This is a genomic window from Alteribacter populi (assembly GCF_002352765.1).
In the GTDB taxonomy this organism is placed as follows: Bacteria; Bacillota; Bacilli; order Bacillales; family Salisediminibacteriaceae; genus Alteribacter; species Alteribacter populi.
Genome location: NZ_KZ293963.1, coordinates 691,651 through 715,395, shown reverse-complemented (window position 1 = coordinate 715,395; position 23,745 = coordinate 691,651). Strand labels below are relative to the sequence as shown.

General features: G+C 39.0%; 22 protein-coding genes and 1 riboswitch. Of the genes, 7 read left to right on the top strand and 15 right to left on the bottom strand.

Annotated features, from left to right (window positions below):
• The first annotated feature begins 74 nt into the window (after window positions 1-74).
• A complete protein-coding gene (locus tag CDZ94_RS03520) occupies window positions 75-1,370 on the top strand; it encodes an NCS2 family permease (RefSeq protein ID WP_157812143.1) in 1,296 nt (431 codons plus the stop codon).
• A gap of 181 nt (window positions 1,371-1,551) precedes the next feature.
• Here the strand turns inward: CDZ94_RS03520 and CDZ94_RS03515 are convergent, their stop codons facing one another.
• The 6 genes from CDZ94_RS03515 to CDZ94_RS03490 all read right to left on the bottom strand — a co-directional run bounded on the left by CDZ94_RS03515 (window position 1,552) and on the right by CDZ94_RS03490 (window position 9,576).
• Window positions 1,552-2,475, bottom strand: coding sequence for a VanW family protein (locus tag CDZ94_RS03515; RefSeq protein ID WP_096435147.1), 924 nt, complete (start codon window positions 2,473-2,475; stop codon window positions 1,552-1,554).
• Window positions 2,476-2,615: 140 nt separating this feature from the next.
• Complete coding sequence (locus CDZ94_RS03510) at window positions 2,616-3,998, bottom strand: 5'-deoxyadenosine deaminase (RefSeq protein WP_096435146.1); 1,383 nt, start codon at window positions 3,996-3,998, stop codon at window positions 2,616-2,618.
• Between the two features lie 37 nt (window positions 3,999-4,035).
• A riboswitch (purine riboswitch) is annotated at window positions 4,036-4,127 on the bottom strand.
• A gap of 45 nt (window positions 4,128-4,172) precedes the next feature.
• A complete protein-coding gene (locus tag CDZ94_RS03505; protein WP_096435145.1) occupies window positions 4,173-5,681 on the bottom strand; it encodes a SulP family inorganic anion transporter in 1,509 nt (502 codons plus the stop codon).
• 400 nt (window positions 5,682-6,081) lie between these two features.
• The gene (locus CDZ94_RS03500) at window positions 6,082-6,687 is read right to left on the bottom strand and encodes a nucleotidyltransferase family protein (RefSeq protein WP_096435144.1); all 606 of its coding nucleotides are present in this window, start codon (window positions 6,685-6,687) and stop codon (window positions 6,082-6,084) included.
• Between the two features lie 44 nt (window positions 6,688-6,731).
• Complete coding sequence (locus CDZ94_RS03495; protein WP_096435143.1) at window positions 6,732-8,690, bottom strand: DUF4910 domain-containing protein; 1,959 nt, start codon at window positions 8,688-8,690, stop codon at window positions 6,732-6,734.
• 136 nt (window positions 8,691-8,826) lie between these two features.
• Window positions 8,827-9,576: a Cof-type HAD-IIB family hydrolase gene (locus tag CDZ94_RS03490; RefSeq protein WP_096435142.1), complete on the bottom strand. Its 750-nt coding sequence runs from the start codon at window positions 9,574-9,576 to the stop codon at window positions 8,827-8,829.
• A 375-nt stretch (window positions 9,577-9,951) separates the two neighbouring features.
• Here CDZ94_RS03490 and CDZ94_RS03485 point away from each other — a divergent pair, with 375 nt between their 5' ends.
• Both CDZ94_RS03485 and CDZ94_RS03480 read left to right on the top strand, forming a co-directional pair.
• Window positions 9,952-10,692, top strand: a complete 741-nt coding sequence (locus CDZ94_RS03485; RefSeq protein WP_096435141.1) for a protein-glutamine gamma-glutamyltransferase — start codon at window positions 9,952-9,954, stop codon at window positions 10,690-10,692.
• 387 nt (window positions 10,693-11,079) lie between these two features.
• Complete coding sequence (locus tag CDZ94_RS03480; protein WP_096435140.1) at window positions 11,080-11,337, top strand: hypothetical protein; 258 nt, start codon at window positions 11,080-11,082, stop codon at window positions 11,335-11,337.
• Window positions 11,338-11,397: 60 nt separating this feature from the next.
• On the opposite strand, the gene CDZ94_RS03475 is transcribed toward CDZ94_RS03480, so the two are convergent.
• Window positions 11,398-12,309, bottom strand: a complete 912-nt coding sequence (locus tag CDZ94_RS03475) for a DMT family transporter (RefSeq protein WP_096435139.1) — start codon at window positions 12,307-12,309, stop codon at window positions 11,398-11,400.
• A 277-nt stretch (window positions 12,310-12,586) separates the two neighbouring features.
• On the opposite strand from CDZ94_RS03475, the gene kapB reads away from it, so the two are divergent.
• On the top strand, window positions 12,587-12,973 hold the full coding sequence (kapB, locus tag CDZ94_RS03470) for a kinase-associated lipoprotein KapB (RefSeq protein ID WP_096435138.1): 387 nt from the start codon (window positions 12,587-12,589) through the stop codon (window positions 12,971-12,973).
• 429 nt (window positions 12,974-13,402) lie between these two features.
• On the opposite strand, the gene CDZ94_RS03465 is transcribed toward kapB, so the two are convergent.
• Window positions 13,403-13,801 (bottom strand): DUF2203 domain-containing protein, encoded by a 399-nt coding sequence (locus tag CDZ94_RS03465; protein WP_096435137.1) that lies wholly within the window; start codon window positions 13,799-13,801, stop codon window positions 13,403-13,405.
• Window positions 13,802-13,933: 132 nt separating this feature from the next.
• Here CDZ94_RS03465 and CDZ94_RS03460 point away from each other — a divergent pair, with 132 nt between their 5' ends.
• Window positions 13,934-14,167, top strand: coding sequence for a group-specific protein (locus tag CDZ94_RS03460; RefSeq protein WP_096435136.1), 234 nt, complete (start codon window positions 13,934-13,936; stop codon window positions 14,165-14,167).
• A 173-nt stretch (window positions 14,168-14,340) separates the two neighbouring features.
• Here CDZ94_RS03460 and CDZ94_RS03455 read toward each other — a convergent pair whose 3' ends face one another.
• Both CDZ94_RS03455 and CDZ94_RS03450 read right to left on the bottom strand, forming a co-directional pair.
• A complete protein-coding gene (locus CDZ94_RS03455; protein ID WP_096435135.1) occupies window positions 14,341-14,709 on the bottom strand; it encodes an ArsR/SmtB family transcription factor in 369 nt (122 codons plus the stop codon).
• Complete coding sequence (locus CDZ94_RS03450) at window positions 14,706-15,143, bottom strand: SRPBCC family protein (protein WP_096435134.1); 438 nt, start codon at window positions 15,141-15,143, stop codon at window positions 14,706-14,708. The genes CDZ94_RS03455 and CDZ94_RS03450 overlap by 4 nt, the downstream gene beginning before the upstream one ends.
• Window positions 15,144-15,401: 258 nt before the next feature.
• On the opposite strand from CDZ94_RS03450, the gene CDZ94_RS03445 reads away from it, so the two are divergent.
• Complete coding sequence (locus CDZ94_RS03445) at window positions 15,402-16,001, top strand: LysE/ArgO family amino acid transporter (RefSeq protein WP_096435133.1); 600 nt, start codon at window positions 15,402-15,404, stop codon at window positions 15,999-16,001.
• A 125-nt stretch (window positions 16,002-16,126) separates the two neighbouring features.
• On the opposite strand, the gene CDZ94_RS03440 is transcribed toward CDZ94_RS03445, so the two are convergent.
• From CDZ94_RS03440 to CDZ94_RS03425, 4 genes are all read right to left on the bottom strand, one after another.
• Window positions 16,127-17,080, bottom strand: a complete 954-nt coding sequence (locus tag CDZ94_RS03440; protein WP_096435132.1) for a peptidoglycan-binding protein — start codon at window positions 17,078-17,080, stop codon at window positions 16,127-16,129.
• A gap of 385 nt (window positions 17,081-17,465) precedes the next feature.
• Window positions 17,466-17,789, bottom strand: a complete 324-nt coding sequence (locus tag CDZ94_RS03435; protein ID WP_096435131.1) for a hypothetical protein — start codon at window positions 17,787-17,789, stop codon at window positions 17,466-17,468.
• Window positions 17,790-18,144: 355 nt separating this feature from the next.
• Window positions 18,145-19,152 (bottom strand): LLM class flavin-dependent oxidoreductase, encoded by a 1,008-nt coding sequence (locus CDZ94_RS03430; protein WP_096435130.1) that lies wholly within the window; start codon window positions 19,150-19,152, stop codon window positions 18,145-18,147.
• A gap of 28 nt (window positions 19,153-19,180) precedes the next feature.
• On the bottom strand, window positions 19,181-20,188 hold the full coding sequence (locus CDZ94_RS03425) for an LLM class flavin-dependent oxidoreductase (protein ID WP_096435129.1): 1,008 nt from the start codon (window positions 20,186-20,188) through the stop codon (window positions 19,181-19,183).
• A 606-nt stretch (window positions 20,189-20,794) separates the two neighbouring features.
• Here CDZ94_RS03425 and CDZ94_RS03420 point away from each other — a divergent pair.
• Window positions 20,795-22,396 (top strand): glutathione ABC transporter substrate-binding protein, encoded by a 1,602-nt coding sequence (locus CDZ94_RS03420; RefSeq protein WP_096435128.1) that lies wholly within the window; start codon window positions 20,795-20,797, stop codon window positions 22,394-22,396.
• Between the two features lie 127 nt (window positions 22,397-22,523).
• Here the strand turns inward: CDZ94_RS03420 and CDZ94_RS03415 are convergent, their stop codons facing one another.
• The gene (locus CDZ94_RS03415; protein WP_096435127.1) at window positions 22,524-23,600 is read right to left on the bottom strand and encodes a M42 family metallopeptidase; all 1,077 of its coding nucleotides are present in this window, start codon (window positions 23,598-23,600) and stop codon (window positions 22,524-22,526) included.
• Window positions 23,601-23,745: the final 145 nt, after the last annotated feature.

The window sequence follows — 23,745 nt, the reverse complement described above, 5'->3', positions numbered from 1 at the left end:
CGGCTTTCATTTTTATTTAGGAGGGGATAAATGTGGAGCCAGGTTTAGAACCAAAGATGAAACAGGAAAGCAGGATTGAGCGGTATTTTGGTTTTAGTGAATCGAATACAAGCTATAAAAGAGAATCGATCGGTGGGCTAACAACCTTTATGGCTATGTCGTATGTGATGTTTGTTAATACGGCGATTTTAAGTGATGCTGGTATGGACAGCGGGGCGGTTTTTGTTGCTACTGGTTTATCGGCAGCTCTTGCATGTTTTCTTATGGCTTTATGGGCCAATTATCCGATTGCATTAGCTCCGGGAATGGGATTAAATGCATTTTTTGCCTATAGTGTTGTCATTGGAATGGGAATTCCTTGGGAAACAGCATTAGCCGGAGTGTTTATTTCAGGGATTATCTTCTTTATTCTATCAATTACGGAAATTAGAGAAAAAATCATCAATGCCATACCCGCTCAGCTGAAAATGGCAACTGGGGCTGGGATCGGATTATTTATCGCGTTTATCGGATTACAAAATGCAGGTATTGTTACTGCAAGTGAAGACACTGTGGTTACGTTAGCCAACCTTACAGCTCCTACGACTGTATTAGCTATATTCGGTTTTGTCATGACTGCGATTTTCATGGTACGTGGGTTTCATGGGGCAATCTTTTATGGAATGATATTGACAGCAGGTGCCGGGATGATTTTTGGCTTAATCCCGATACCTTCGCAAATCATTTCTGCTATTCCTAGTTTAGCACCAACTTTTGGCGTAGCGATAATGTCTGTACCAGATGTGTTGTCACCTGAGTTACTCACCGTTATTTTTACTTTTTTATTCGTTAACTTTTTTGATACGGCCGGAACACTGATTGCTGTAGCGACACAGGCTGGTTTCATAAAAGATAATAAGCTTCCTCGTGCTAAAGCTGCACTTGGGACTGACGCGATTGCAACAGTGGTTGGTTCAATCTTTGGTACTTCAACGACAAACTCTTACATTGAATCTTCAGCCGGAGTTGCTGCTGGAGCACGTACGGGGTTTGCTTCAATTGTGACGGGCGGTTTGTTTTTACTATTCTTATTTTTCTCTCCATTATTGGAAGTTGTCACTAGTCAAGTGACAGCACCTGCGCTCATCATAGTTGGAGTACTCATGGCATCAGCATTAGGTTCTATTAAGTGGAAAGAACTAGAATATGCGATTCCCGCTTTTGTTACTATCATTGCAATGCCGTTAACGTATAGTATTGCTACTGGGATCGCTTTAGGGTTTATCACTTACCCAATCTTAAAAGTCGTGAAGGGCGAATATAAAAATGTCCACCCTCTAATGTATGTACTTTTTGTTATCTTCCTTTGTTACTTCATTTGGTTAGTGTAAAAGTTTAGCTAACGTTTCAGAATATGCATAACGTAAGTTAAATTCCGAAAAATTTAGCTGGAATCCCGAATCATAATCATGAACTTAAATCGCAATATAACACCGTCTGGATTTATTCAGACGGTGTTATATTTGTTATTGACAGTTAATTAATTTAAGCTTTCATTATGAGAGGAGTATTTTAAAATAATTTACCTACGATGATTTCTTTTGGAACCTGATTTGGAGCGTCAGGAACATTTCGTGGTTCGTAATTAATCGTTTCTGAGGAGTAAATCCTGATAATGACTTGGCCTCCAACTATTTGTGCTCGAATCAGGACAGGCTGATTATGTTTATTTTTAAATATAAAATCAGGGCCGTACCAGCTTACGGTTGCGTCTCGTCCAGGTGGAACATAAGGGACGCGTTTACTGTGGGCGTATCTTTGAACGATTTTCAAACCTGCATGATCAACGGCATTAAACAATGTTGACGATACTTGACAAATTCCGCCACCAATCCCTTCAGCTAATTCCCCTCTTACGATTATTGGAGCGGGTAAATAACCTCTTTTAATCGTTCTCTTTCCGACCGTTCCGTTAAATGAAAACGTCTCTTCAGGAAAAACAACGTGGTTATTGATTGCTTCTGTAGCAAGGGCGATATTATGTGATCGTTCCTTGTTATTTGAATTAAAATACGTTATGTAATGACCGATTTCTTGTACACGAATATGGGCAAGTAACTCACTGTCAACTTTCGGGTAGACTTTTAACCTAGGTGCTTCTATTTCAGTGTTCCCATTACTATAAAAATAATTGAAAAATGACTCTTTGAATGCTTGGCGATCTAACCTGTAACCAACATGTTCAGAAATTACACGCCCATGTTCATCTATCATTGCATTGACGGGGTCTTCATCAACTTCCTGATCAATTGATTCGACAAGTTCGCGATACTTATCTGCATCTACCATCGTTTTACCGAACAAAGGGTCTGTATATTCCGATTTGTTAACAGTTGCGATCGTTTCTCCTTCAAATGTTACAGTTAATATGTCAGGAGTGTTTATATTTATGAGTGAGAAAATGAGCAATATGATGGGTAAATATATAAGTCTCATGAATGCCTCCTTCTTAATTGTAGTATTAGTTGGAGGTTATTATTTCATGTGGTCATTTAAAAAATTAAAAGAAAAGGGTGAACCAATAGGTTGCTTTAACCTCTTGGGCACCCTCTAAGCAATGAACGTCTTACTTCCTTTCATCCAAAGTTCGGTTTTGTTACGTTAGATTTTTCAGTCTCACTGTATTGGATGTTAGGTAACCGTTTTAATAGTCTTTGAATCGATTTATTAGATTCATAAAGGACGAGATCTTTATCTATCGTCGTTAGTTTTCGATTGTCCAACACGACCCTTCCATTAATGATCGTAGTCTCAACATCTGCTCGCGTCGCCGAATAAACAATACGCGAGATCGGGTCGACACCAAAAGAAGGATACACATGAAAGTCATTAAGGTTCAGTATGGACAAGTCTGCTTTCTTGCCCACTTCAAGACTGCCAATCTCATCTTCTAAGCCGACTGCCGTGGCTCCTCCTATTGTCGCCATCCGAAAAATCGACTTGGCATCCATTGCAGTTGGGCCGTGTTGTGGTTTCTGGATGAGAGCGGCTAATCTCATTTCATTAAACATATCTAAGTTATTATTACAAGCAGCTCCGTCTGCCCCCAAGCTGATCATCATATCTTTTGCTAACATATCTGGTACTTCAGCTATACCTGAAGCTAACTTCAGGTTAGAGCCAGGACAATGACTGACTTTCACACCTCTCCCTTTAATGATTTCTTTTTCTTCCTCATTCAGCCATACACAGTGAGCCAATATTAATCGAGGGTTCGCTAATCCAATGTGATCAAGGTATACTACATTTCTCATGCCGCGTTCCTTTTCAACAATTTCAATTTCTCCCCTATTTTCAGCAGCATGAGTATGAACTTTGACATTATAGTGAGCCGAAAGATCTCGAACATTCGTTAATAAGTCTTCTGTACAGGAGACAACAAACCGGGGACAAAAAGCATATTGAATTCTGCCATTATCGTAATCATTCCATTTTTCAAGTAAATCGACACTTTGTTGAAGTGACTTTTCTGTTTTTTCTTGGAGTCGTTTAGGAACTTCATTTCCTTTATCCATCATGACTTTCCCACTGAATGCTCTCATTCCACTTTGGGCGATGGCTTGAAAAGCGAAATCAGCATGATGGACTGTTTCCATATCGATTACGGTAGTTGTCCCGCTTTGAATAAGTTCACCGATCCCAAGCATGGCTGAATAATAACTGGATTCTTCATCATGGGAGGCTTCTAATGGCCAGATTTTTTTCTGTAACCAGTCCATCAATTCTAAATCGTCGGCTTGCCCTCGAAACAATGACTGACATAAGTGAATATGTGTTTGAACAAACCCTGGTATGATCGTCTTATTACGAGCATCAATGACTTTATCAATATTGTTTTCCTCAATATTTTGATCCACCTTCGCAATATGATCATTTTCAATTAATAGGTCTCCGTAAATGATGTCGTCTTGAGGATTCATGGTTATAATTTCAGCATTTTTAATCAAGATTTTAGTCAAAGGTACCCCCTCCTATGAATGTATATACTAGTCATGGTGCAGTACTCTTAGATTTCATAGTCAGGGTTACCCGGTAGAAACTTTCGACCTAGCCGTCGAAATTATATGAAATCCGTTAATCAAACAGTTAAAATTTACTTTGTCCTCCTCTTAAAACCTCATTCGTAACGACTTTTACTTTGCAATATCTTGATCTTGGTTTTGGTCTACCTTAATATTTTGAAAAGCATAAAAAAGGAAGAACATACCCATGATCAAATAGCCAATCGAAAACTGCGGTGCAGCATTAAATGCCAATTCAGGTGCATGCATTAATCCGGTAAAGGAAAAAGCAGCACCGATTAATGAGAAAATGACTGCTCTTTTGTAGTTCCCATCAATAATAAATACGGTAATCGCTCCTAATATAATCCCTGTAAACATAGCTCCTTGACCTAACGGCACAATCCCCGTTGAAACTCCTGCTACTACCTCCCCTGCGTCATTATTGAATCTTGTCATTAAGTAATTCGAAAAATACGGGAGCATTGCAACTGCAACTGCTGGATAATATTTCGATTGGTTAGCCTGAAATGAGGTTGCGATCATTGATATTCCAACAAATACGAGAATAGGCGCGACAACGGCTACCGGGATAATGGCAGACATCGCGGCAATTAATCCAAACATGGCTGTAAGTGCATAGACAACGGCATTCAAAATGCTGTAGCCTCTGCCTGCTTTCATCCATTTTGAACCTACAGAAGCCATGTAAACCGTGGTTGGGAACAGGCCTCCGAACATTGCCCCGATCATTGTCCCTACACCATCAACCGCTTGACACTCTTTAACATCGTATTTGTCACCGGCAGCATCCATTGCTTCTACGTTATTCAGCGTTTCAATCGCGTTATATATCGTAATCGGAAGAACGACTGCAAAAACCGCAATCATCGTGCCAAAAAGGTAACTCATACCTTCAAAGGCTGCTATCGTTGGTAAAAATGGATAGAAGCCAACATAAGATAACCCATCAGTTATTTGATTAATATCCGCTTGGCTCAGGGCATAAGCCAGAACAGTTCCGATCACGATAGCAAATAAAGAGGCAGGAATTTTAAAAGGCATGGTAACTTTTCCAATAATCCCGACAAGGATGATCGCTAATACTACTAAGCCTACAACAGGCATTTCGAATGTACTAAACAGCATTTCACCTGCAATAAAAGTTAAGGCTACCCCGGCCAGGGCACCAAGCATCGCTGCTCGCGGTAAATTGTTTTGTATCCACCTACCGGCAAAACTAATGATCACTTCAATTAAACCACTAATAAAACACGCTGCCACAGCAATTTTCCAGGCCAGTTGAGGATCATTTGTTATCGTGATTGCCGGTAGTAACACACCAAAAAGGAAAATAAACATAACAGGAGTACTAATCCCGTAAGAAAGTGCTGTAACATCCGTCCTTCCTTCTTTTTGTGCTAAGCGATTAGCAGAATAAGCGTAATACAAATTACCAAAAAGTACTGCTACAGCAGCACCTGGGATCACTTGCCCGAATACAATGCTTGTCGGAAATCCCATGGCAAGCATCGTAATGGAAATAACAACAAAGTTGGCTATATTATTTTGAAATAAAGCAAAAAACGCATCAGTATCTTCTTTTTTATACCACGGATAGTGAACAGTTTTAGCAGGCATAATTTCCTCCTTATTAAAATTATGTGCTTTCTGTTTTTGAATGCAGATACATACGTCATTACCCCTTTTTCCCTACACCTCTCCTTTCGGTTAAATTTGCATGACAAAGAACTCTAGCAAAGGAAAATATTCCATTAAAGAGAACTTGGCTTGCTGCCAACCCTTAATGGAGGAAGCCTTAGTTGCGTTTATACTTATTCCTTTAGTGAAGCTAAGCTTTCTTAAAGTATAAAAAAGCCACAGATGAAGAAGTTTCTCTCATCTGTGGCTTCACTAACCTCCGTTAACAAAGGCTAAGCAACCGAGTCTATTTCCAGAAAACTGAACCGAATGATCGAGTTCATGTCCCTTATAAAGAATTATATAGTATTTGATTAATAAATCAATATATTCTGAATATTTAATTATCATTTTTGTGCATTTTTAATGCTTGCTCATAGGCTGCTATTGTGTTTAAATTTAAAGTTATGGCATGTTCCCGAACATGAACGTCCGACACTTGATTTTTGTTGTCTGCCATAACCTTACGGAGTCCAAATGTTTCTTCATTAACATTAAGTAATGCTCCCTTTAATTGTTTGGAAAATAATACAGGGTGTCCTCGTTTTCCATTATAAAAGGGAACAGTAATCATCGAATCGTATTTTTCCTGGTGAAGAGCGACAGAATCGAACACTGTAAACGGCACAGGTTGGTCCACTGCAGCTATAAATATACCTTTTGAATGCGGTTCTGTTCCTTTTATCCCCTTACGAATAGAACTGCTTTTTCCATCATGATAATCTTCATTTACGATTATTTTCACCTTATAAGGTTTCAGTATAGGCTTATATTGTTCTGCACGATGCCCAAGGACTACGACAATGTCTTCTATTTTGGAGTGCGTTAGCTGATCCAACTGATATTCAATTAGTGTTTTCCCCATCCATGGTAATAAGCCTTTTAGTCTTCCCATCCGAGTAGATTTTCCTGCAGCTAACAAAATAGCAGAAAAGGTACCGTTCATAACTTCCCCCCTAACAAATAGTGTTCATATGTATTAAGTGAAAATTATTCAACCATTCCTAAGCGCCGCATCAGTTCTAGATATTTTACTGCAAATTGCGGGTGGTACTCTCCTGTTTCTTTATGGACGAGATTAAGAACTTCTTCTAAAGTTCTTTTTCCATCTAACCAATATTGAATAAACATAACATAACCAGAAGGCACTTTCGCTTGTCTTTCGTAAGCATACCATTCAAGGCGATCATTTAATGACAGTCTCTCCAGCTCAAACGTAAGCATAACCGGTCCTTCAAACACTCGTTTTAACGTTTGATCCTTCCAATCTGAAGGGAGTTTTTTATTAAGTGGTTCCTGATCGTTACTCAAATTGAGCTTCGACAGAGACGCTGACCATTTTTTTATAGCTGTGATTTGTTCCTCCAGTTGTTCAGATACGTCATTAACCAATTCCTCCCACTTAGAAAATCCTCGTATTTTAGCATAATGTTTATAAGTCAGAAGAGCCTTTCTTTCGTAATCACAATAGAAAGAGAACGCGTCTTCCCACTCATCTTGTAATGTCTCTTTAGAAAATAACCAAGAAACCGACTTTTGTAAATCTGAGAACCTCGTTCCCGCGTCAGAATACATTTGAATACGCCAATCTCTTTCAGATCCGTTGGCTAGTCCATATGCATAGAGTGCTGTAGTTACTCCTACATGCTTCATCATCTCGTGGTCTAAGTGATCGGTTGAATCTGCTGTTGTATGATAATTTTTGTCTGGCCACTGGATCAACATTGGACAAGGAATACCCACTGTTGGGTCAGAAAGAATATAATGATCGCTGCCTCCAGAAAACCTAGTTCTCAGAAAATGAACTGTACTATAGTTGAACGTGTTTGTTAAATTACTAGTATTTTCTGTAATGGAGGCAAATAATTGATAAGCAAACCGGTCAACAAACGTAGGGAGTGCCATAGGTGGTGGTTCTATACATAATGGTCCCCCGCTTTTAGTTTGATCAGCACCGACCATATCAAGGTTTAAGGCTGCGACTGTTCGTTTTTTTCGCTCAGGGTACTGGGTGAAGTAAGCATATGTACCTGTCATTTCAGGCATCATCAAAAACCGAATACCTAAGTCAGGCTTCTGAAGTATCCCTTTGTGGATCAACCGGTTTAAAGACCGCATCGTCTCCATTAACGTTCCAGGTCCGGAGGCATTGTCTTGTCCACCTGGGTAAGGATGACAAAGGTGACTGACTAGCAAAATTTCTTCTTGTTTTTTACCTGGAATGAAAAATTCAATATTTTCATAGAAACCATCATAAAGCTGTGCTTCAACTTTAGCCGACAATGTCACGGTTTCTCTTCTACACCTGGTACGCAGTTCGTTTCCCACCCGTGGTGAGACTGCAAAACCAAACGTCTTCTTTTCATTACCGTGCCACCAAAAGGATGTGTACTGAATAGCATCGGGCATATCTAATCGTGTACGAATCGGGGGGTATTCATTTAAATTATCGAATATAAGACCTGTGGCACCGTGTTTTTCTACAGCTAAATCATGGATAATAAATGGGTTCCCGCGGACAAGCAATAATTTTCCTTTAAGGTCAACACCTTCATAACTATCGGGTTCTTCGGCGTTTTCTATGACTACTAACTCCGCTGTAATTCCATTTGAAGGAGTTGGAACGCTTCTCTGAACTAGAGAAATTTCCTCTTCTTCAAAACGTGCTAATCTCTTACGATTTTCCCCTTCCATCCATAATTCTGCGTGATCACAGTGCCACTCCTGAAAGCTCCGGTGCGCTAAAAATCGGTCTCCGTTTCGTGCAGGGTAACTGACAATCTCTGCAGCTACATCATCTCTTTTCAAGAGAGATACGACTTCTTCCGCAGCTTTTCGGTAACCTGTAGACGCCTGAATACGGTGAAACTGAGCAATCCGTTCAGCATAACGATACGCTTGCTTCCCTGATAGTTCGTTATGTATATGTTTTTGCCAGGTACTAAACATCGATTCACCATCCCTTTTGTTTGAATTATCAGATAAATATAACTTCACTTTAGCATATGAATTAAGGTGAATCTATAAAAAGAAGATGCCATAAGGGTTATAGGTCTCCCCTATGGAAATCTTAAGTATTATAGCATTACAATAAAAACCGGTGTATCGCCTTGGCAACTCCATCTTCATTATTCGTTGCCGTTACCCAATCGGCTGCTTCTTTCACTACATCCTGAGCATTTCCCATTGCAATGCCCAGACCTGCTTCCTTTATCATCGCTAAATCATTTAGACTATCCCCCATTGAAATGACTTGATCCATTGATATGTCAACATGTTCGCAAACTTTTTTTAGAGCATTCGCCTTATTAATGCCAATTGCATTAATTTCAAGATTAGTCGGACTTGAATTACTTATTTCCAGGTTTTTATTTTCAGAAAGAATATTAATGATCGTTTCTCTAACGTCATCATCTTCAATTTCAAAGCCGAACTTCATCCATTCGTAATTCTCAATGTCATTAGGAAGCCCTGCTCTCCAAACTTCATTAACAGAAGCGGCCCAGCATTTTGTGTCATATTTATCCCTTAAATCGACCATCATTTTTATCAATTCTGCTTGAAGAAGGTTTCGTTCAATTAATTCTCCAGTACTGTGCCAAATCTCACTTCCATTAACTGTAACTAAATAGGAAGAGAGCTTTAATGATTTTGCATAATCACGGCAAGTCATTAGCGTACGACCTGTACTTAAGACGACATGTACGCCATTTTTTTGTGCTTCTTCAATTGCTTTTCTGTTCGCTTCAGAAACTTCGTGGTCGCTATTAAGTAATGTTCCATCCATATCAAGTGCAACCAGTTTAATATCTTTTCTGATATTTTGATTTGACATGACAGCCACCTCCCTGATAATTGGTGATGTTTTCCTTACTTTTATCTTATAGAGGATGTTTAAAAAGTCCGCTAAAAATGATCGCTACGATGTCTTGCTCGTCGCTCTGGTACTCGAAAACTTCGCCGCCTCGAACTACTCGGCTCTTTTTATGCTCCTTTTTGAACACGCAATTATATTGAATGATCTGAGAAAAAACAAAAAGCGTGTAAATGATGCATTAAGCACGTGTGAAGATATATGTTGTATAAATACTCTTTTGATCCCCCTTCACTTATTTAGTAAATCCCATGATTCGTTGTTCAGTTTTCCGTCATCATTCATATCATCTAGTGACGAGTCGAATTGAAGTATGAAAAGGAGGATCCAGGTTCGATGATACTCATTAATCAGATGGTATTAGACGTGAATCAATTTGAAGGGACTAACCTTTCAAGAGAACAAATAAGAACCCTTCAACTAATGGAGAGATACAGCGGAACCTACTACTATCATGCACTATCTCAGTTGAAATTTGAACTGGACCTAAGGCAGCAGACCATCCAAGCTTCGTACTTATTAAATCAAAGTGGGGCAGACTTTGCTACCTTTGAAACATCCAAATGTAACGAAAGATACTGGATTCTCACGAGAAGGGGAGGGTTTAGACTTAGGCCTGGTGTCTTGCCGCACACAGCTATTAATGATATTTTTTATAATGGTCGTTTATATGCCTTTGAGTGTGCGCTCGCGATGGTGTTGACTTTTTACAAAGCTGTCTTAGAAGAAATTGGCCCCATGCAATTTAATTACCTGTTTCCTAGAATATATCTCTTTTCTTGGGAATTCGACCAGGACCTTGGTTTAAGAGGCCATTTAGGTACAGATTATTTGCCCGGAGATTGCGTTTATTTTCAAAATCCTGATTTTCATCCGAACACTCCGGAATGGAATGGATTAAACGCGATCCTTTTAAATGGAGATCTTTATTTTGGTCACGGGTTCGGAATTGGGAGTGCTGATGAAATAATAGCAGCATTAAATTCACAAAGAAGTCCGTATGCTACAAGATCTGCATTTTTAAATAACCTCATCACACGTCCAAATTTTCACTACTTAAGTCAGTTTGCAAGGTAAACATTTGTTAGCCAAACTGAATTCTTCCCTTGTTGATTAAGGTCTGAATTGCCATTTGACCACTAATATCATTTTACAGCGTTTTCATCCACCTAATCAGAGAATCAAACATGCGTGCTGGTAAAAAACATTCAAAATTAATATACCCTTGTTATTCTACCAACATTTAAGCCTGAGTCATTTCTAGTACTTCACTTTTATGAAACATTGGTTTTTTACAAAGAACGCCACAACCGTGATAATTAGCTTTCAGTGTTATTTCGTAATGTAAATTTGGCGCTAACGTAACCGAATCAGATTCAAAACCGACAGAATGGGTAAGATATGGTATATTAGTATAGGATCATTCAAAAGTTTATTTTAAGATTTAATTCTGGGGTGATGAGTTTGTTTCAAGTAGGAGATAGCGTTTTCGTAAATAAACACGGACGAAGTGAATATGTAGGAAGAGGTACGGTTCAAGACATTTGTGAAGAAATAACAGAACTTGACCGCTATTTTAATGAAAGCCATCCCTTTTATTCAACTTATATGTCGTGGATAAAAAGTAAAAAAGCGATTTACATCGTTAATTTAGAAAGCAACATCGGACAAGCCGGATTTCTTGAACGAGAGTTGTCACATGAGCTTGTTGGTAATAAGTAACCCTTTGGTATTGGAGGACTTCTTTATTTATAGAGAAGTCCTCCTTCTTTTGGTTCTCTGTTATGATGCAACATTTGTGGATACTTCTTGTTTCTTTCCTTTTACTTGTATCGTTAATAGCACGCCAGTCATCACAACAACTGCTCCAATGATTTGCACGAGTGTGATTGTCTCCCCCAACCATAGATAGGCACCGATCATGGTTACGACAGGCAGGAAATTCAAAAACACAGATGCTTGGGAAGCACTTAATAATTCAACTGCCCGATTATAAAAAATTAAGGCAATACAAGACGGGAAGATTCCTAAAAATAACAAACTAACTATGTAGTTTGGGGTGGCTAAAACAGGGACATTTATCAAAGTCCACTCCAAAACAACCACTGGAAATAAAAGTATGACTGAAATCCCTGTCATAATAAGAATGGCACCATATGGTGGAAACAATGGCATGAATTTTTTGACTGCAATTGAATAGGCAGCCCATGATACGATCGCGCCAATCATAATAGCATCTCCAATATTCCAATCGAAGGTTGCAAGCTGAAGTAGTCTGCCATCCACTACAACCCATACTGCACCTATAAGTGACAATAGAATTCCAGTCCATTGAATCTTTTTCAATCTTTCCTTAAGTAAATAAGCACTTAACAATACCGTCATGACGGGAATTATTGTTTCAAGCACAGCGACATTCGTTGACGTCGTGAACTGCAAAGCGCCGTAGATGAAGGTATTGAAAAACGTAATTCCAGTTAATGTCAGCAAGAATAAAGGCTTGTTATTTTCTATAAATGTCTTACGGTATTTCCATGCACTTCGAAATCCAATGGGAAATAGAACTAGAAATGCAATCAGTAAGCGCAAAAAGGTAATTGTAAACGGTGGAATATCATTAATAGCCTTCCCCACTAAAATGTTACCTGCATAAAACATCACGACAAATATTAGTAAAATGTATGGGTAAATCATGTGAGACTCCTCCTTTTCCAATTGTGATATCTGTAAAAAAGGAGAATAATCCTCTTAACTCCAAAATAACTAGGAAACCAATTCCTTTTTATTTCATTTTGTGTGCTTTCTATTTTGATTCAGGCTGAAAATTACGAAAACTAACTATCTCCAATCATAAAGGAAAATGTATAATATTTCGAGCTTAAAAATAAAATGAAGGCTTATTATTTTTTAGAATTGAGTCATTTGCGCAACTTCAAGATCATGATATGATCAATTCATGGAGGGATTCTATATGGAAATTCAAACTTTTAAAATAGGCGAAACAGTCACTGGGATTTATAAAACCGGGAAATACATAGGTGAAATTATCGAAGAAAAACCGGAACGTTACGTCGTAAAAGTGTTAGCTGTGCTAAAGCATCCGCAACAAGGTGATCTTCATCAGCCAAAAGGAGTCGATGTTCCTCTTTTTCATGAACGTCGCGCATTAGGGTATCGTGAAAAAACAAACATACCAAAGCCTTATGTAAAAAAATACGAAGAAACTGTGCCAGTTTACAAAGAATCATTAAAGGGTGCGTTAGATAAAGAAATGTCAAAGCTTGAAAATGATCAGAGTGATTGGGCAAAGAAATCCCTTGAGAAATTAAAGTCTCTTGAAGTGGATTATTTTCAGTAAAAGGATAAACCATGAGGATTGAACAAATGACAGACCTGCTTTGAAATGATATATTCAATAGCAGGTTTTTTTGGGTTAATCCACTGTCTTGGGTGACTAAGGGATTTATTTGCAAGGCTAAATTAAAGGAAACACCTTGAACAAGAACCCAGGAAGATCAGAAGATACAAGTACACAAAATCACTAGGCTCCAATGAAAGTCTTGTACTCTAAGAAAATAACGGTGAAAACCTTAAAATACTCATAGAAAAAAATGACTCTGGACTTATTCGAATTTCGCCAGAGCTAGCGTACACTGATTCCCTCATTCATGATTTGGACAAAGCATGGTCTGCTATTTGAAATTCAAAACGTTTTAGTAATAAAAAAAGTGTTAAAACGTTTTCGTTTTAACACTCTTTATCCCCGATCATCATTTTTATATTATTTCTAATCTAAAGGCTTCCTCCCGATGAACCCTTCATGCTCACCATGATAATGAGTGATCTCTGACTCTCCTTGTTTCCAGCAAAGTAGTACTTTTTCCCCTTCAATGATAGCAGGAAAATCAATCAGGCCTAAATCAACCCCTTTTAGTTGTGCGCCAGTTGCTTCGATGTTTTTTACATGAAGTTGTGCCTGCATCTCTAAAAACTCCAGTCTGCTTTCACGCTTAAATACACTTTCTGTATCGGTCTTGATATCGTTTGTATTTGACTTTTTTATTTTATTCAACTCAATCAGTTGTGTTTGGAATTGTTTTTGAAGCTGTTGCAATTCGACTAATTCTTTTTCAAGTGTCGGCAAAAGCCCATTGGCTTCCTCCAGTGTAAAATACGGTTTAGACATTAGATACACCTCCAACCTTTATTTTAGTAGAAAGCAGGAGTGAATTAAAGTCATGTGATTTGATCACTTTCTTTTTTTGTATAAATGTTTCATACTGATGTAAAGACGAAAAAATTAAAAGGAGTTTTAAATATGGCAGAATGCAACTTAGATCATAGTTTAGAAGACGTGAAAAAGAAGCTTGAATCTCAATCAGAGTTTCTTCCGAGCAACATCTTTGTTCAATTGAAACTATTTTTAGAGAAAGATCTGTCTCAAGCAACATTAAACGAGACGTTTCATTTGTTGAAAAAATATGATTTAGCTACTGACAAGGAACGTGAAGAAAGAAATGTTAAAATGGAAGCTTTGTTTTCTCGTGGATAATTCTGATCCATTTTAAGAAACTTGACTTGCCATCAGCCCTTGATGGATTGAAAACATAGTTGCTCTTATACTTTATTCCTTTAGAGAAGTTAAACATTCTTAAATTTACAAAAAACGAGCTGGTTTATTCCAAGCTCGTTTTTCAGCTATTATTAAAATAATCTATACTTGTCTTATACTTCATGATCCTCATTGAATAGCCTCGGGTTTCCATCACTATTTTCATCTTCTTCAACAAGATGTTTGAGTTTTGTGATCTTGTTATCCCAAAATTGTTCGTAAAAGGAAAGCCATTGCTTCAGTTCAAGTAAAGCCTCTGGTTGCAGCTTGTACCTCTTCTCTCTTCCTACTTTTTCCAGGCTTACAAGCTTAGATTCCGAGAGAATTCGTAAATGCTTGGATACAGCTGTACGACTCATCGGAAAGTGGTTGCTAATCACAGTAACAGGCAGTTCTTTATCCGCTAACATCCTCAGAATTTTACGTCGGGTAGGATCGGCAATCGCTTGAAAAATATCATGCCTTTGTGCAGCAGACACTATTCCTCAACAACTTTACGAAGGTGCTCATAAACAAGTGAATCCCAGCCGTTGTTCATGCGGTCTCTAATTTCTGAATGGGTTTGGTCAGGTCCTGGCCCTGGAACAACTTCATCAGGTACTCCCCAACCGGAATGAATTAGCGTAAAACCTGTTTTGTCTCCAAGGTCTTTTAATTCAAATGACACTTTCCAACCAAATTTATCCCAGGAAAAAGTAAGTTTATTTGGTGGCTCAAGCTCTAAAACTTTACAAGGTGAAGGTCCAAAAGGCGATTCTAATTTAAATTCAAAACCAAGTTCTTGTTTAAAATCATTTGGCATAAACCATGCATCGATTCCTTCAGAAGTGGCTACTGCATTCCATACTTTTTCGATCGTTGCACTAAATACAATATTTTTACGAATATCTGGTGTTTTTGACTGGTTTTCACTCATTTTATTACCTCCAAAACATTTTATGTAACCAAAAGGTTTCGGTTTTAGTATGCGAAACCTTTTGGTTACATGTCAACAGGAATTTTAGCGTTTCTTTTATAAAAGATTGTTGTTGTTGGTTAACAGAAGCTCCATTAGCACTCTAGCTATCTAATCAACGACCTCTAAATTGGTTGGTACACTTGGCCACTGATTGGATGGTGACAAAATTAATATGACCTATAAAATAAAGTTATCATTTATATTAGGAGAGTTCCTATGGAAGCTTTTATTCACGGTTTAGCCTTAGCGTTCGGTATTATATTACCAATGGGAGTACAAAACTTGTTCATTTTTAACCAAGGGATTAACCAGCCAAGCTATTTCAAAGCTCTGCCTGCAATTATTACTGCTTCTGTTTGTGACACGGTCTTAATTGTTGTCGCAGTTTTTTTGATGAGTCTTATGTCTGAACTTTTTGAAAGTATTAAAATAACTTTAATCATTGGTGGTTTCTTCTTTTTAAGCTATATGGGATGGGTTATCTGGAACACATCCTGCGAAGATGCAAATAAAGAGCCACCAGCATCTGCAAAAAAACAAGTCTTTTTCGCTCTCTCCGTTTCCTTATTAAACCCTCACGCTTTACTTGATACAGTCGGGGTCATAGGTACTAACTCGTTGCTTTACACTAACATTGATAAATGGTTTTTTATGATTGCTGCCATTATTGTCTCCTGGACTTACTTCTTTTTCATTGCATTTATTGGAAAAATTATTGGTCAAAAAGATAAGAAGTATAAGTTCAGAATCATTTTTAACAAAATATCAGCTCTTACAATATGGTTCCTAGCCTTCTACATGCTTTTCATGCTTTGACCATAAAAAACACAAGGGCTTCTCAATTGAAACCCTTGTGTTTTACCTTATTAGTTACGCACTTCTATATCGCGAATTTTACTCACTTTTCCGAAGCTATTTATGATTTTAATGTCAACTTTTTATCATTCTAAAAGCCTAATTTCGACCGTCCTTCGACCAAAGTTTACGGCAGCACTTCGATCTGGCATAAAAATATCAATTTTATTTCCTTTAATGGCTCCACCTGTGTCCCCTGCAATTGCTACACCATAACCTTCAACTTCAACCATTGTGCCTAAAGGTATGACGTTTGGATCTACTGCTATCACTTTTTTATCAGGGTTATTTCGAAGGTCTATACCAGTAGCCGTGGTCCCGGAGCAACCATTGCAGTATGCAGTATAAGCGGTCGCTTCGACGGTCATGACGGTTCCTTCACTATTGGAAGATTGATTTGTTTCATCTGAAGAGTTGGAGTTGTCACTTGAAGTCCTACTTGAAGAACTTCTGGACGTTTGATTGGAACTATTATTAGAGGATGATTGATTTGTTGTTGTGGTGGCTGAATTTTTAACAGCCTGGTGCAATGCACCGTATGTTTGTGGTCCGGCTAACCCATCAACTAAAATATCTTCTGATTGTTGGAACTCTTTGACTGCATCGCGAGTAACCGGGCCAAATATGCCATCCAAATTGCCATTATAAAATCCGAGACTATGTAATGATTCTTGAAGGGTCAAAACAGTCTCCCCTTCGTCACCTATCTCTAAAACACTAAGTGCACCAACGGTTTGTGGTCCTGCAACACCATCAGTATAAATGGCTGTATCTTCCTGAAACTCAAGAACAGCTTCACGGGTCGCAGTGTCATACTCTCCCTCTGATACATCATCATCACTTAAGAGTCCTTTTTCACTCAAGAGTTTCTGCAATTCTGTTACATGTTCATGATCCTTACCTTCTATAAGGAGTTGATCTCCTAACTGTAATTCATCACTAGCTTCACCTGTAACTGGGTTTATGAAGAAAAAGGCTGCAAATACAAACAATGTGATTCCTATCAAATGACTATTACATAAAGATAAAGAATTTCTCAACGTTGTCCGCCTCCTTTAAATTCTATCTGCCATAACGATATAATAAATAGCAAAAGAATAGAATAAGAAAAGGACTTGTTTAAAGAAATTGAAATATTGCTGTAACTACTGTGATATATGACTTGAAACTTTCTCTCTGAATCGACTTTATCTCCCTTGAACCTCATTTTTTTTACAAAAATCTGCGAAAAATGTTTTTAGATAATAATAACTAACTGATCGCCTTTTGGTAATTTATAGATTTTAATGGAGAAATCAGTAAGTGTCCTCTATGAAGAAGACATCGATTGTCAGTTTGTCAAAAGGCCTTCGTTACAATTATCATTCTCAAAGGTATAAAAAAGACTGCTCATTTATTTAAGAGCAGCCCTATTCTTTCATATAATCATTCGTTCATATGAATTTCTTCAATTCGCTGTTTTGTTTCAGGTGTCCCAAGTTCATACAATCGTTGAAACGTATGAGTAAGACCATTTTGGAACTCTTTACGATCATCGTCTGCTAACTTATCATCATAGTGGCGAAAGGTAAATAAATTCCGTAACTCCATATCATGTGCCTGTGTTTCTGTTAATAAGTGCTGAAGGTTTTCCAATTCTTCAGGTGTCGCTTCAATTTCGTATTGAATCAGCGTGCTGTCATCAATTTTTACATCACTGATCGTATCCATGCTAGTTGGGTTTAAATTAACATAGTATCTTCTCTTCATATAAATACACACCTTTTTGAACTTAGTGTGGTTTTTATGAAGAGAACCTATACACTAGCTATTTAAAAAAAACTTGGCTTTCACCCCAGGGCACAAGTGCGACATCCGTTCTTCCTTCACTTCGTTCGGATTCACGGTTTCTTCTATGCCGCGGGCAACGCTTAAGCCTCCTCGGGAAACTCACCCTGCGGGGTCTTCAGCTGCTCCTGCGGTTCCTCGTCGCAAGAAAACCATTGTTGCTTTTCCTGCAGGGAGTCGCCGCCTTTCGCTCCTTCGATTTATCAATAAAAAACAACAATCTATGCGAAAAGAACCTTTATTAAAAACGGGTTGTAAATCACCCTCTAATTCCGATTTATCCTTTTATAATTTTGCTTACAATCTCAAAAGATTTTAAACGAGCATTATGACTATAAATCTGGCTATTAACGATGATTTCATCTGCCTGAGTTTTGTCTAGAAACGCTTGGAGTTCTTCTTTTACTGTATCCGCGTTTCCGGTAATCGATGATCCAAGCTGTTGGTCAATCGCTGCTTTTTCATGTGGGCTCCAAATCATGTCCATATCTTCTACAGGTGGCTTAAGTGGGCCAGGGTGGCCTCGGACTAACTCTAGAAATTGCTGTTGTTGGGAAGTGGCAAGCCAGCTCGCTTCCTCCTCTGTTTCAGCTGCGACAACATTGGCTCCAACCATCGCATAGGGTTCATCCAGAACTTCTGAAGGTTGAAAATGGTTACGATAAAGTTCCAGAGCTGGAATCGTGTTTGCTGGTGAGAAGTGACTCGCAAAGGCAAAGGGAAGTCCGAGTTGAGCCGCAAGTCGTGCACTGAATCCGCTGGACCCTAATAGCCATATTGGAATGTCTAATCCTTCACCCGGAACAGCCCTTACCCGTGTACCTGTATTGGCAGGGTTTAGGTACGATCTTAGTTCGTCAAGCTGTTGCGGGAAATCTTCACCATCACTTCGCATATCCCTACGCAGAGCTCGAGTCGTTTGGTGGTCTGTTCCCGGGGCACGACCTAAACCGAGATCAATCCGGCCTGGGTGCATTGACTCCAACGTGCCAAACTGCTCGGCAATCATCAGAGGCGCATGATTAGGTAACATAATTCCTCCTGAACCTACACGGATCGTTGATGTACCAGCTGCTACATGACCAATAACGACCGAGGTAGCCGAGCTGGCAATTCCCGGCATGTTGTGGTGTTCTGCGAGCCAGTAACGATGAAATCCCCACTTCTCTACATGTTGGGCGAGGTCGAGTGTATTTCTAAATGACTCTGCAGGCGTACGATCAATTAATACGGGAGCAAGATCCAAGACAGACATTTTTATATCACTAAGTTGCTTCTGGGACATTTATATAAATCCTCCAATATCGTAAATTTTAACTATGTTCAAATAAAAGTTCATTTGCAATTAATTTAAATGATTTCAATCTTGCTTCATAAGAATGCGTATTCGTCACGATCATAATTTCATCAACTTGATAGACGGCTTGTAACGACACGAGCTGTTGTTTTACATCTTGTGGATTGCCGATGACCATTTTATTCTTCTTTTTTTCTAACTCTTTTTTCTCGTCTGCAGTAGGGGAGTATTGGATCGCTTCATTTATTGAAGGAATACCTTGGTCAGCTTCCCCTTTTGCCGATAGTATGTGCCACACGAGAACGCTTAACGCAAGCTCTTCTGCGTATTCAGTCGTTTGTGCACAAATAACAGAAACAGCGATTATCGATTTAGGACGTGCTAACAACTTGCTTGGCTGGAAGTTTTCAATATATGCTTTCATTATACTTTTTCCATCTACCTCACTCATAAACTGCCCGAACGCATAAGCAGCGCCGTTTTTTGCTGCAAGAATTGCACTCTTTTCACTCGTACCGAGAATCCAAGGTTCAGGAGTGGCAGGTGGGAGTGGAGAGGCATAAACCTTGGCATACATATGACCAGATGGAAAGTCATTCGTTAAAAAGCGGATAAGCTCTTCCGTCGATTCGGGCATATTGCGAACTTTTTCTAAAAAGTTATCAGACAACGCCATCGTCGCTTCAGCAGATCCACCAGGTGCCCGGCCGATCCCTAAATCAATCCGCTCAGGAAATAACGTCGCAAGCATATTGTATGTTTCCGCTACTTTATAGGGTTTGTAGTGCGGTAGTAACACAGCACCAGACCCGATCCGAATATTATTCGTATGAGCGCCAATATAGCTTAGCAGTACTTCTGGGGCTGAACTGGCAAGTCCGGAATAATCATGATGTTCAGCAACCCAGTAGCGGGTATAGCCTAATTTTTCAGCAGCTTGTGCAAGTTTCATGGATTCCAGTAGCGCCTCTCTTGCCGTGCTCCCTGATGATATGGGTGATTGGTCTAAAATGCTGAGCTTCATGAGGAGTTCCCCCCTTTCACCAATATCTTACTTGGAAAGGTAATCGCCAAACTAAATGAATAAAAAGAATCATACCACTTGAAAATCTCAATCACAAATAAACTGCTCAATCATTGGTTACGCCCACATTTAAAAGAAGCCTCAATATTTTTCCATTCAGAGAGGTTGTTTTCTGTATTTTCATTAGAAAGATCTATGAACATCCATAATTATTTCAATATAAGGGTTAAATGGCTATCTGATTACGGGGCGGGCACTTTGTATTAATCTTTTTTCTAAAAGCTTCTAACGTTTTTTCCCCTCGTTTTAGGCCCTTTTTTCATCACAAAACATGGTATTTCCAAAAAAATAAAAATAATACTTGTTTTTACTCCCCCGATAATACTGGCTTTTAAAGCACCTTTTTCCTGTGAATTATTATCAGAAATAATTTTAATATATTTTAACTCTTTACAACTTTTACAAAGTACAGTAATTTTATATATAACATTTTGTACATTCTGATTTATCTGAAATTGTGATGTATAAAATGATAGGTTCCGTACTTTTACACACTGTTCATTGTAAAAGTAAGAAAATTACATATATCAGTCGGGAGGTCTTTGTATGTTAAGGAGTAAAGGGTTGAAAGGTGTTATCTTATCGATGACACTGTCGGTAGTTGTTGTTGGGTGTGCGAGTGAGCCTGAAGTAGGAGAAACAACGAGTGACGCTGTGAATGAAGAAGAACGGGGACAAGAAGGTGGTAACTTAGAAATAAGTGTTCTATCTGATGCTAGTACATTAGATCCTCATAATTCTAATGACGTTCCCTCTTGGAATATCCATTATAATATTTATGAAACACTTTTGGTTCACGATGAAAACATGGAGCTGCAACCAAACCTTGCTACAGAATGGGACATGGTTGAAGAAAACGTATGGGAATTCAAGCTTCAAGAGGGTGTCGCATTTCATGACGGATCTGACTTTAATGCAGAAGTAGTGAAAGCAAATCTTGATCGTGTCCTAGACGAAGAAGTTGCTTCTCCAAATTCGTTTCTTTTTGAAGTCATTGATGAAATTAACGTTGTTGATAACTATACCGTCCAAATTATAACAGACTACCCATACGCCCCCCTCCCTGCTCATTTAGCACATATGGGAAGCAACATGGTTAGTAAAGAGGCTATTGATGCTGATTATGAAGCTATGAAAGATGGTGAGCAGCCGGGTCATTATATTAGCCAAAACCCAACTGGTACAGGCTATTTTGAATTTGAATCGTGGGACTCTGGTAATGAAATCGTTTTAACACAGTTTGAAAATTATTGGGGAGAAAATGCGAAAGTGGACCAAGTAGCCTTTAAGGTTGTACCTGAGGACCTGACACGTGTCGGTGAACTTGAATCTGGTTCTGCGCATATTATTGCCCCTGTAACACCAAGTGACGTTGATCGCGTGGAAAATTCACCTGGTGTTCATGTCCATGAAAACCAAAGTGTAAGTATTTCTTATATCGGATTTAATACACAAAAAGAACCATTCGACAATAAGAAAGTGCGCCAAGCGCTTACTATGGCGGTTAACAAACAAGGGATTATGGACGGTATTTTAGAAGGCACCGGTGTTGAAGCGATCGGTCCAGTAAGTGAAGGTGTGTTCGGATATAGTGACAATGTATCTCCGTTAGAATATGATCCTGAAAAAGCAAAAGAGCTTCTAGTAGAGGCAGGTTATGAAGATGGTTTTGAAACAACGATCTGGACTAATGATAGCCGTGAACGCGAAGATATAGCTGAGGTTGTTCAGTCTCAGTTAGGTGACATTGGTGTCAATGTTGAAATTGAGGTCTTTGAGTGGGGGGCATATTTGGATAGAACCGCTACAGCTGAACATGACATGTTTATCCTAGGTCTTTCGGCTGCAACTGGTGATGCGGACTACCCAATGTCCATGCTCTATCATTCTGATAATGTGGGAGTTGCGGGTAACAGAACATTTATTGAGAATGATGAAATAGATGAACTCCTGGAAAAGGCGAGAATGGAAGGCGATGAGGATGAACGGTTGGCGATATACGAGGAGGCTACTGAATTGCTTATTGAGGAAGCACCCATGCTTTATCTCTACCACCCTGCCTATTTAACAGGTGTGAGCGATGATGTACAAGGGTTTGATATGTATGAAAATGGTCTCTATCAATTGCAAAATGTGACGATTCAATAAACAGGGTGATCGAGTGTGAAATCGCGTAGGTTTTACACTCGATTTTTTTGGTGAAATGAAAACCCTAGCTAGCCCTAGGGTTTTCATTTCACCAAAAAAGGCCACCCCTTTTAGGGATGGCAGTAATCTATTCCTCTTCTTCAATAAATGAAAACACTGATTTTTCGTTTAAGGATAAAATAAAAGCTTTGAGTAGATTTTTTGTTGCTGTCAAGTCGGTCATATCAATGACTTCAACTGGTGAGTGGGCGTAGCGTGAGGGGATCGACAGTACACCTGTTGGAATGCCGTGATTCTCTAGGGTCATCGCTCCTCCGTCTGTCCCAATCCCGGGGAAAATTTCCATCTGGTATGTAATCTGTTTTTCATCGGCTAATTGGGTGAGATGATCTTTCACTGCTGGATGTGAGATTAAGCTAAAATCAATAACTTTAATTCCTGTTCCATTTCCAATTGCAAGCGTATCATCCATCGTTTCCTCGGGCGTATCACTCACAGCTGTCGTATCAATCGCGATGGCGACATCAGCATGTGTTTGAGATGCAGCCACTTGTGCACCTCTTAAGCCCACCTCTTCCTGAACAGTAAAAATGGCTGTCAACTTCCCGGCAAAGGGTGTATTTTCTAACTCTTGTAAGGTTTTGATCAAGACAGCGCAGCCCGCCCTATCATCAAAGCCTGTTCCGACGAATCGGCCTGTGGTTTGATTTCCAAGGTAATCCATATCAGGAGCCCAGGTGATTGGACAACCAGGTTCCACACCCAATTCGGTGGCGTCCTGTTTACTTTTGGCACCCACATCGATGTACAATTGGCGGTGATTTCGGACTCGACTGGCATCATCAAATTTTGCGAAATGGGCAGAAATACTTCCAATAACCCCGGTAAGGAGCCCTTTCTTTGTACGAATTTGCACCTTTTGAGTTAGGAGGATGCGGTCATCATGACCACCTAATTTTTCAAAGCGGATCAGTCCACTTGATTCAATTTTTTTTACGATAAAGCCGACTTCATCCATATGAGCTGTCATGATCATTGTTGGTCCTGATTTACTTCCCTTTTTTGTTGCGATAACGTTGCCTAATGCATCTACGGTGACCTCGTCAACGAGCGGTTTCACTGTTTCTCTCACCCATTTACTGACAGGCTGTTCATAGCCACAAGGCCCGTGCAATGTCGTTAATTGTTTGAGTAGTTGTTCCATTGCTTACTTCCCCCTATCCTGTTTTATGCTATATTATACCCTTTATTTAGTGCTAAAAAAGCAAGCCAGAATAATTTTTCCGAACTGCTATTATTTCTTTAGAAACTTTTTTCACAGGGAAATTCAGAAAAGTGTATTGAACTAA

Bases quoted from the DNA above. Each gene is read 5' to 3' on its own strand.
- CDZ94_RS03415 (WP_096435127.1), bottom strand. From the start codon at position 23,600: ATGGAACAACTACTCAAACAATTAACGACATTGCACGGGCCTTGTGGC.
- CDZ94_RS03500 (WP_096435144.1), bottom strand. From the start codon at position 6,687: ATGAACGGTACCTTTTCTGCTATTTTGTTAGCTGCAGGAAAATCTACT.
- CDZ94_RS03445 (WP_096435133.1), top strand. From the start codon at position 15,402: ATGGAAGCTTTTATTCACGGTTTAGCCTTAGCGTTCGGTATTATATTA.
- kapB (WP_096435138.1), top strand. From the start codon at position 12,587: ATGGAAATTCAAACTTTTAAAATAGGCGAAACAGTCACTGGGATTTAT.
- CDZ94_RS03485 (WP_096435141.1), top strand. From the start codon at position 9,952: ATGATACTCATTAATCAGATGGTATTAGACGTGAATCAATTTGAAGGG.
- CDZ94_RS03420 (WP_096435128.1), top strand. From the start codon at position 20,795: ATGTTAAGGAGTAAAGGGTTGAAAGGTGTTATCTTATCGATGACACTG.
- CDZ94_RS03495 (WP_096435143.1), bottom strand. From the start codon at position 8,690: ATGTTTAGTACCTGGCAAAAACATATACATAACGAACTATCAGGGAAG.
- CDZ94_RS03515 (WP_096435147.1), bottom strand. From the start codon at position 2,475: ATGAGACTTATATATTTACCCATCATATTGCTCATTTTCTCACTCATA.
- CDZ94_RS03490 (WP_096435142.1), bottom strand. From the start codon at position 9,576: ATGTCAAATCAAAATATCAGAAAAGATATTAAACTGGTTGCACTTGAT.
- CDZ94_RS03430 (WP_096435130.1), bottom strand. From the start codon at position 19,152: ATGTCCCAGAAGCAACTTAGTGATATAAAAATGTCTGTCTTGGATCTT.
- CDZ94_RS03435 (WP_096435131.1), bottom strand. From the start codon at position 17,789: ATGAAGAGAAGATACTATGTTAATTTAAACCCAACTAGCATGGATACG.
- CDZ94_RS03465 (WP_096435137.1), bottom strand. From the start codon at position 13,801: ATGTCTAAACCGTATTTTACACTGGAGGAAGCCAATGGGCTTTTGCCG.
- CDZ94_RS03475 (WP_096435139.1), bottom strand. From the start codon at position 12,309: ATGATTTACCCATACATTTTACTAATATTTGTCGTGATGTTTTATGCA.
- CDZ94_RS03460 (WP_096435136.1), top strand. From the start codon at position 13,934: ATGGCAGAATGCAACTTAGATCATAGTTTAGAAGACGTGAAAAAGAAG.
- CDZ94_RS03425 (WP_096435129.1), bottom strand. From the start codon at position 20,188: ATGAAGCTCAGCATTTTAGACCAATCACCCATATCATCAGGGAGCACG.
- CDZ94_RS03450 (WP_096435134.1), bottom strand. From the start codon at position 15,143: ATGAGTGAAAACCAGTCAAAAACACCAGATATTCGTAAAAATATTGTA.
- CDZ94_RS03505 (WP_096435145.1), bottom strand. From the start codon at position 5,681: ATGCCTGCTAAAACTGTTCACTATCCGTGGTATAAAAAAGAAGATACT.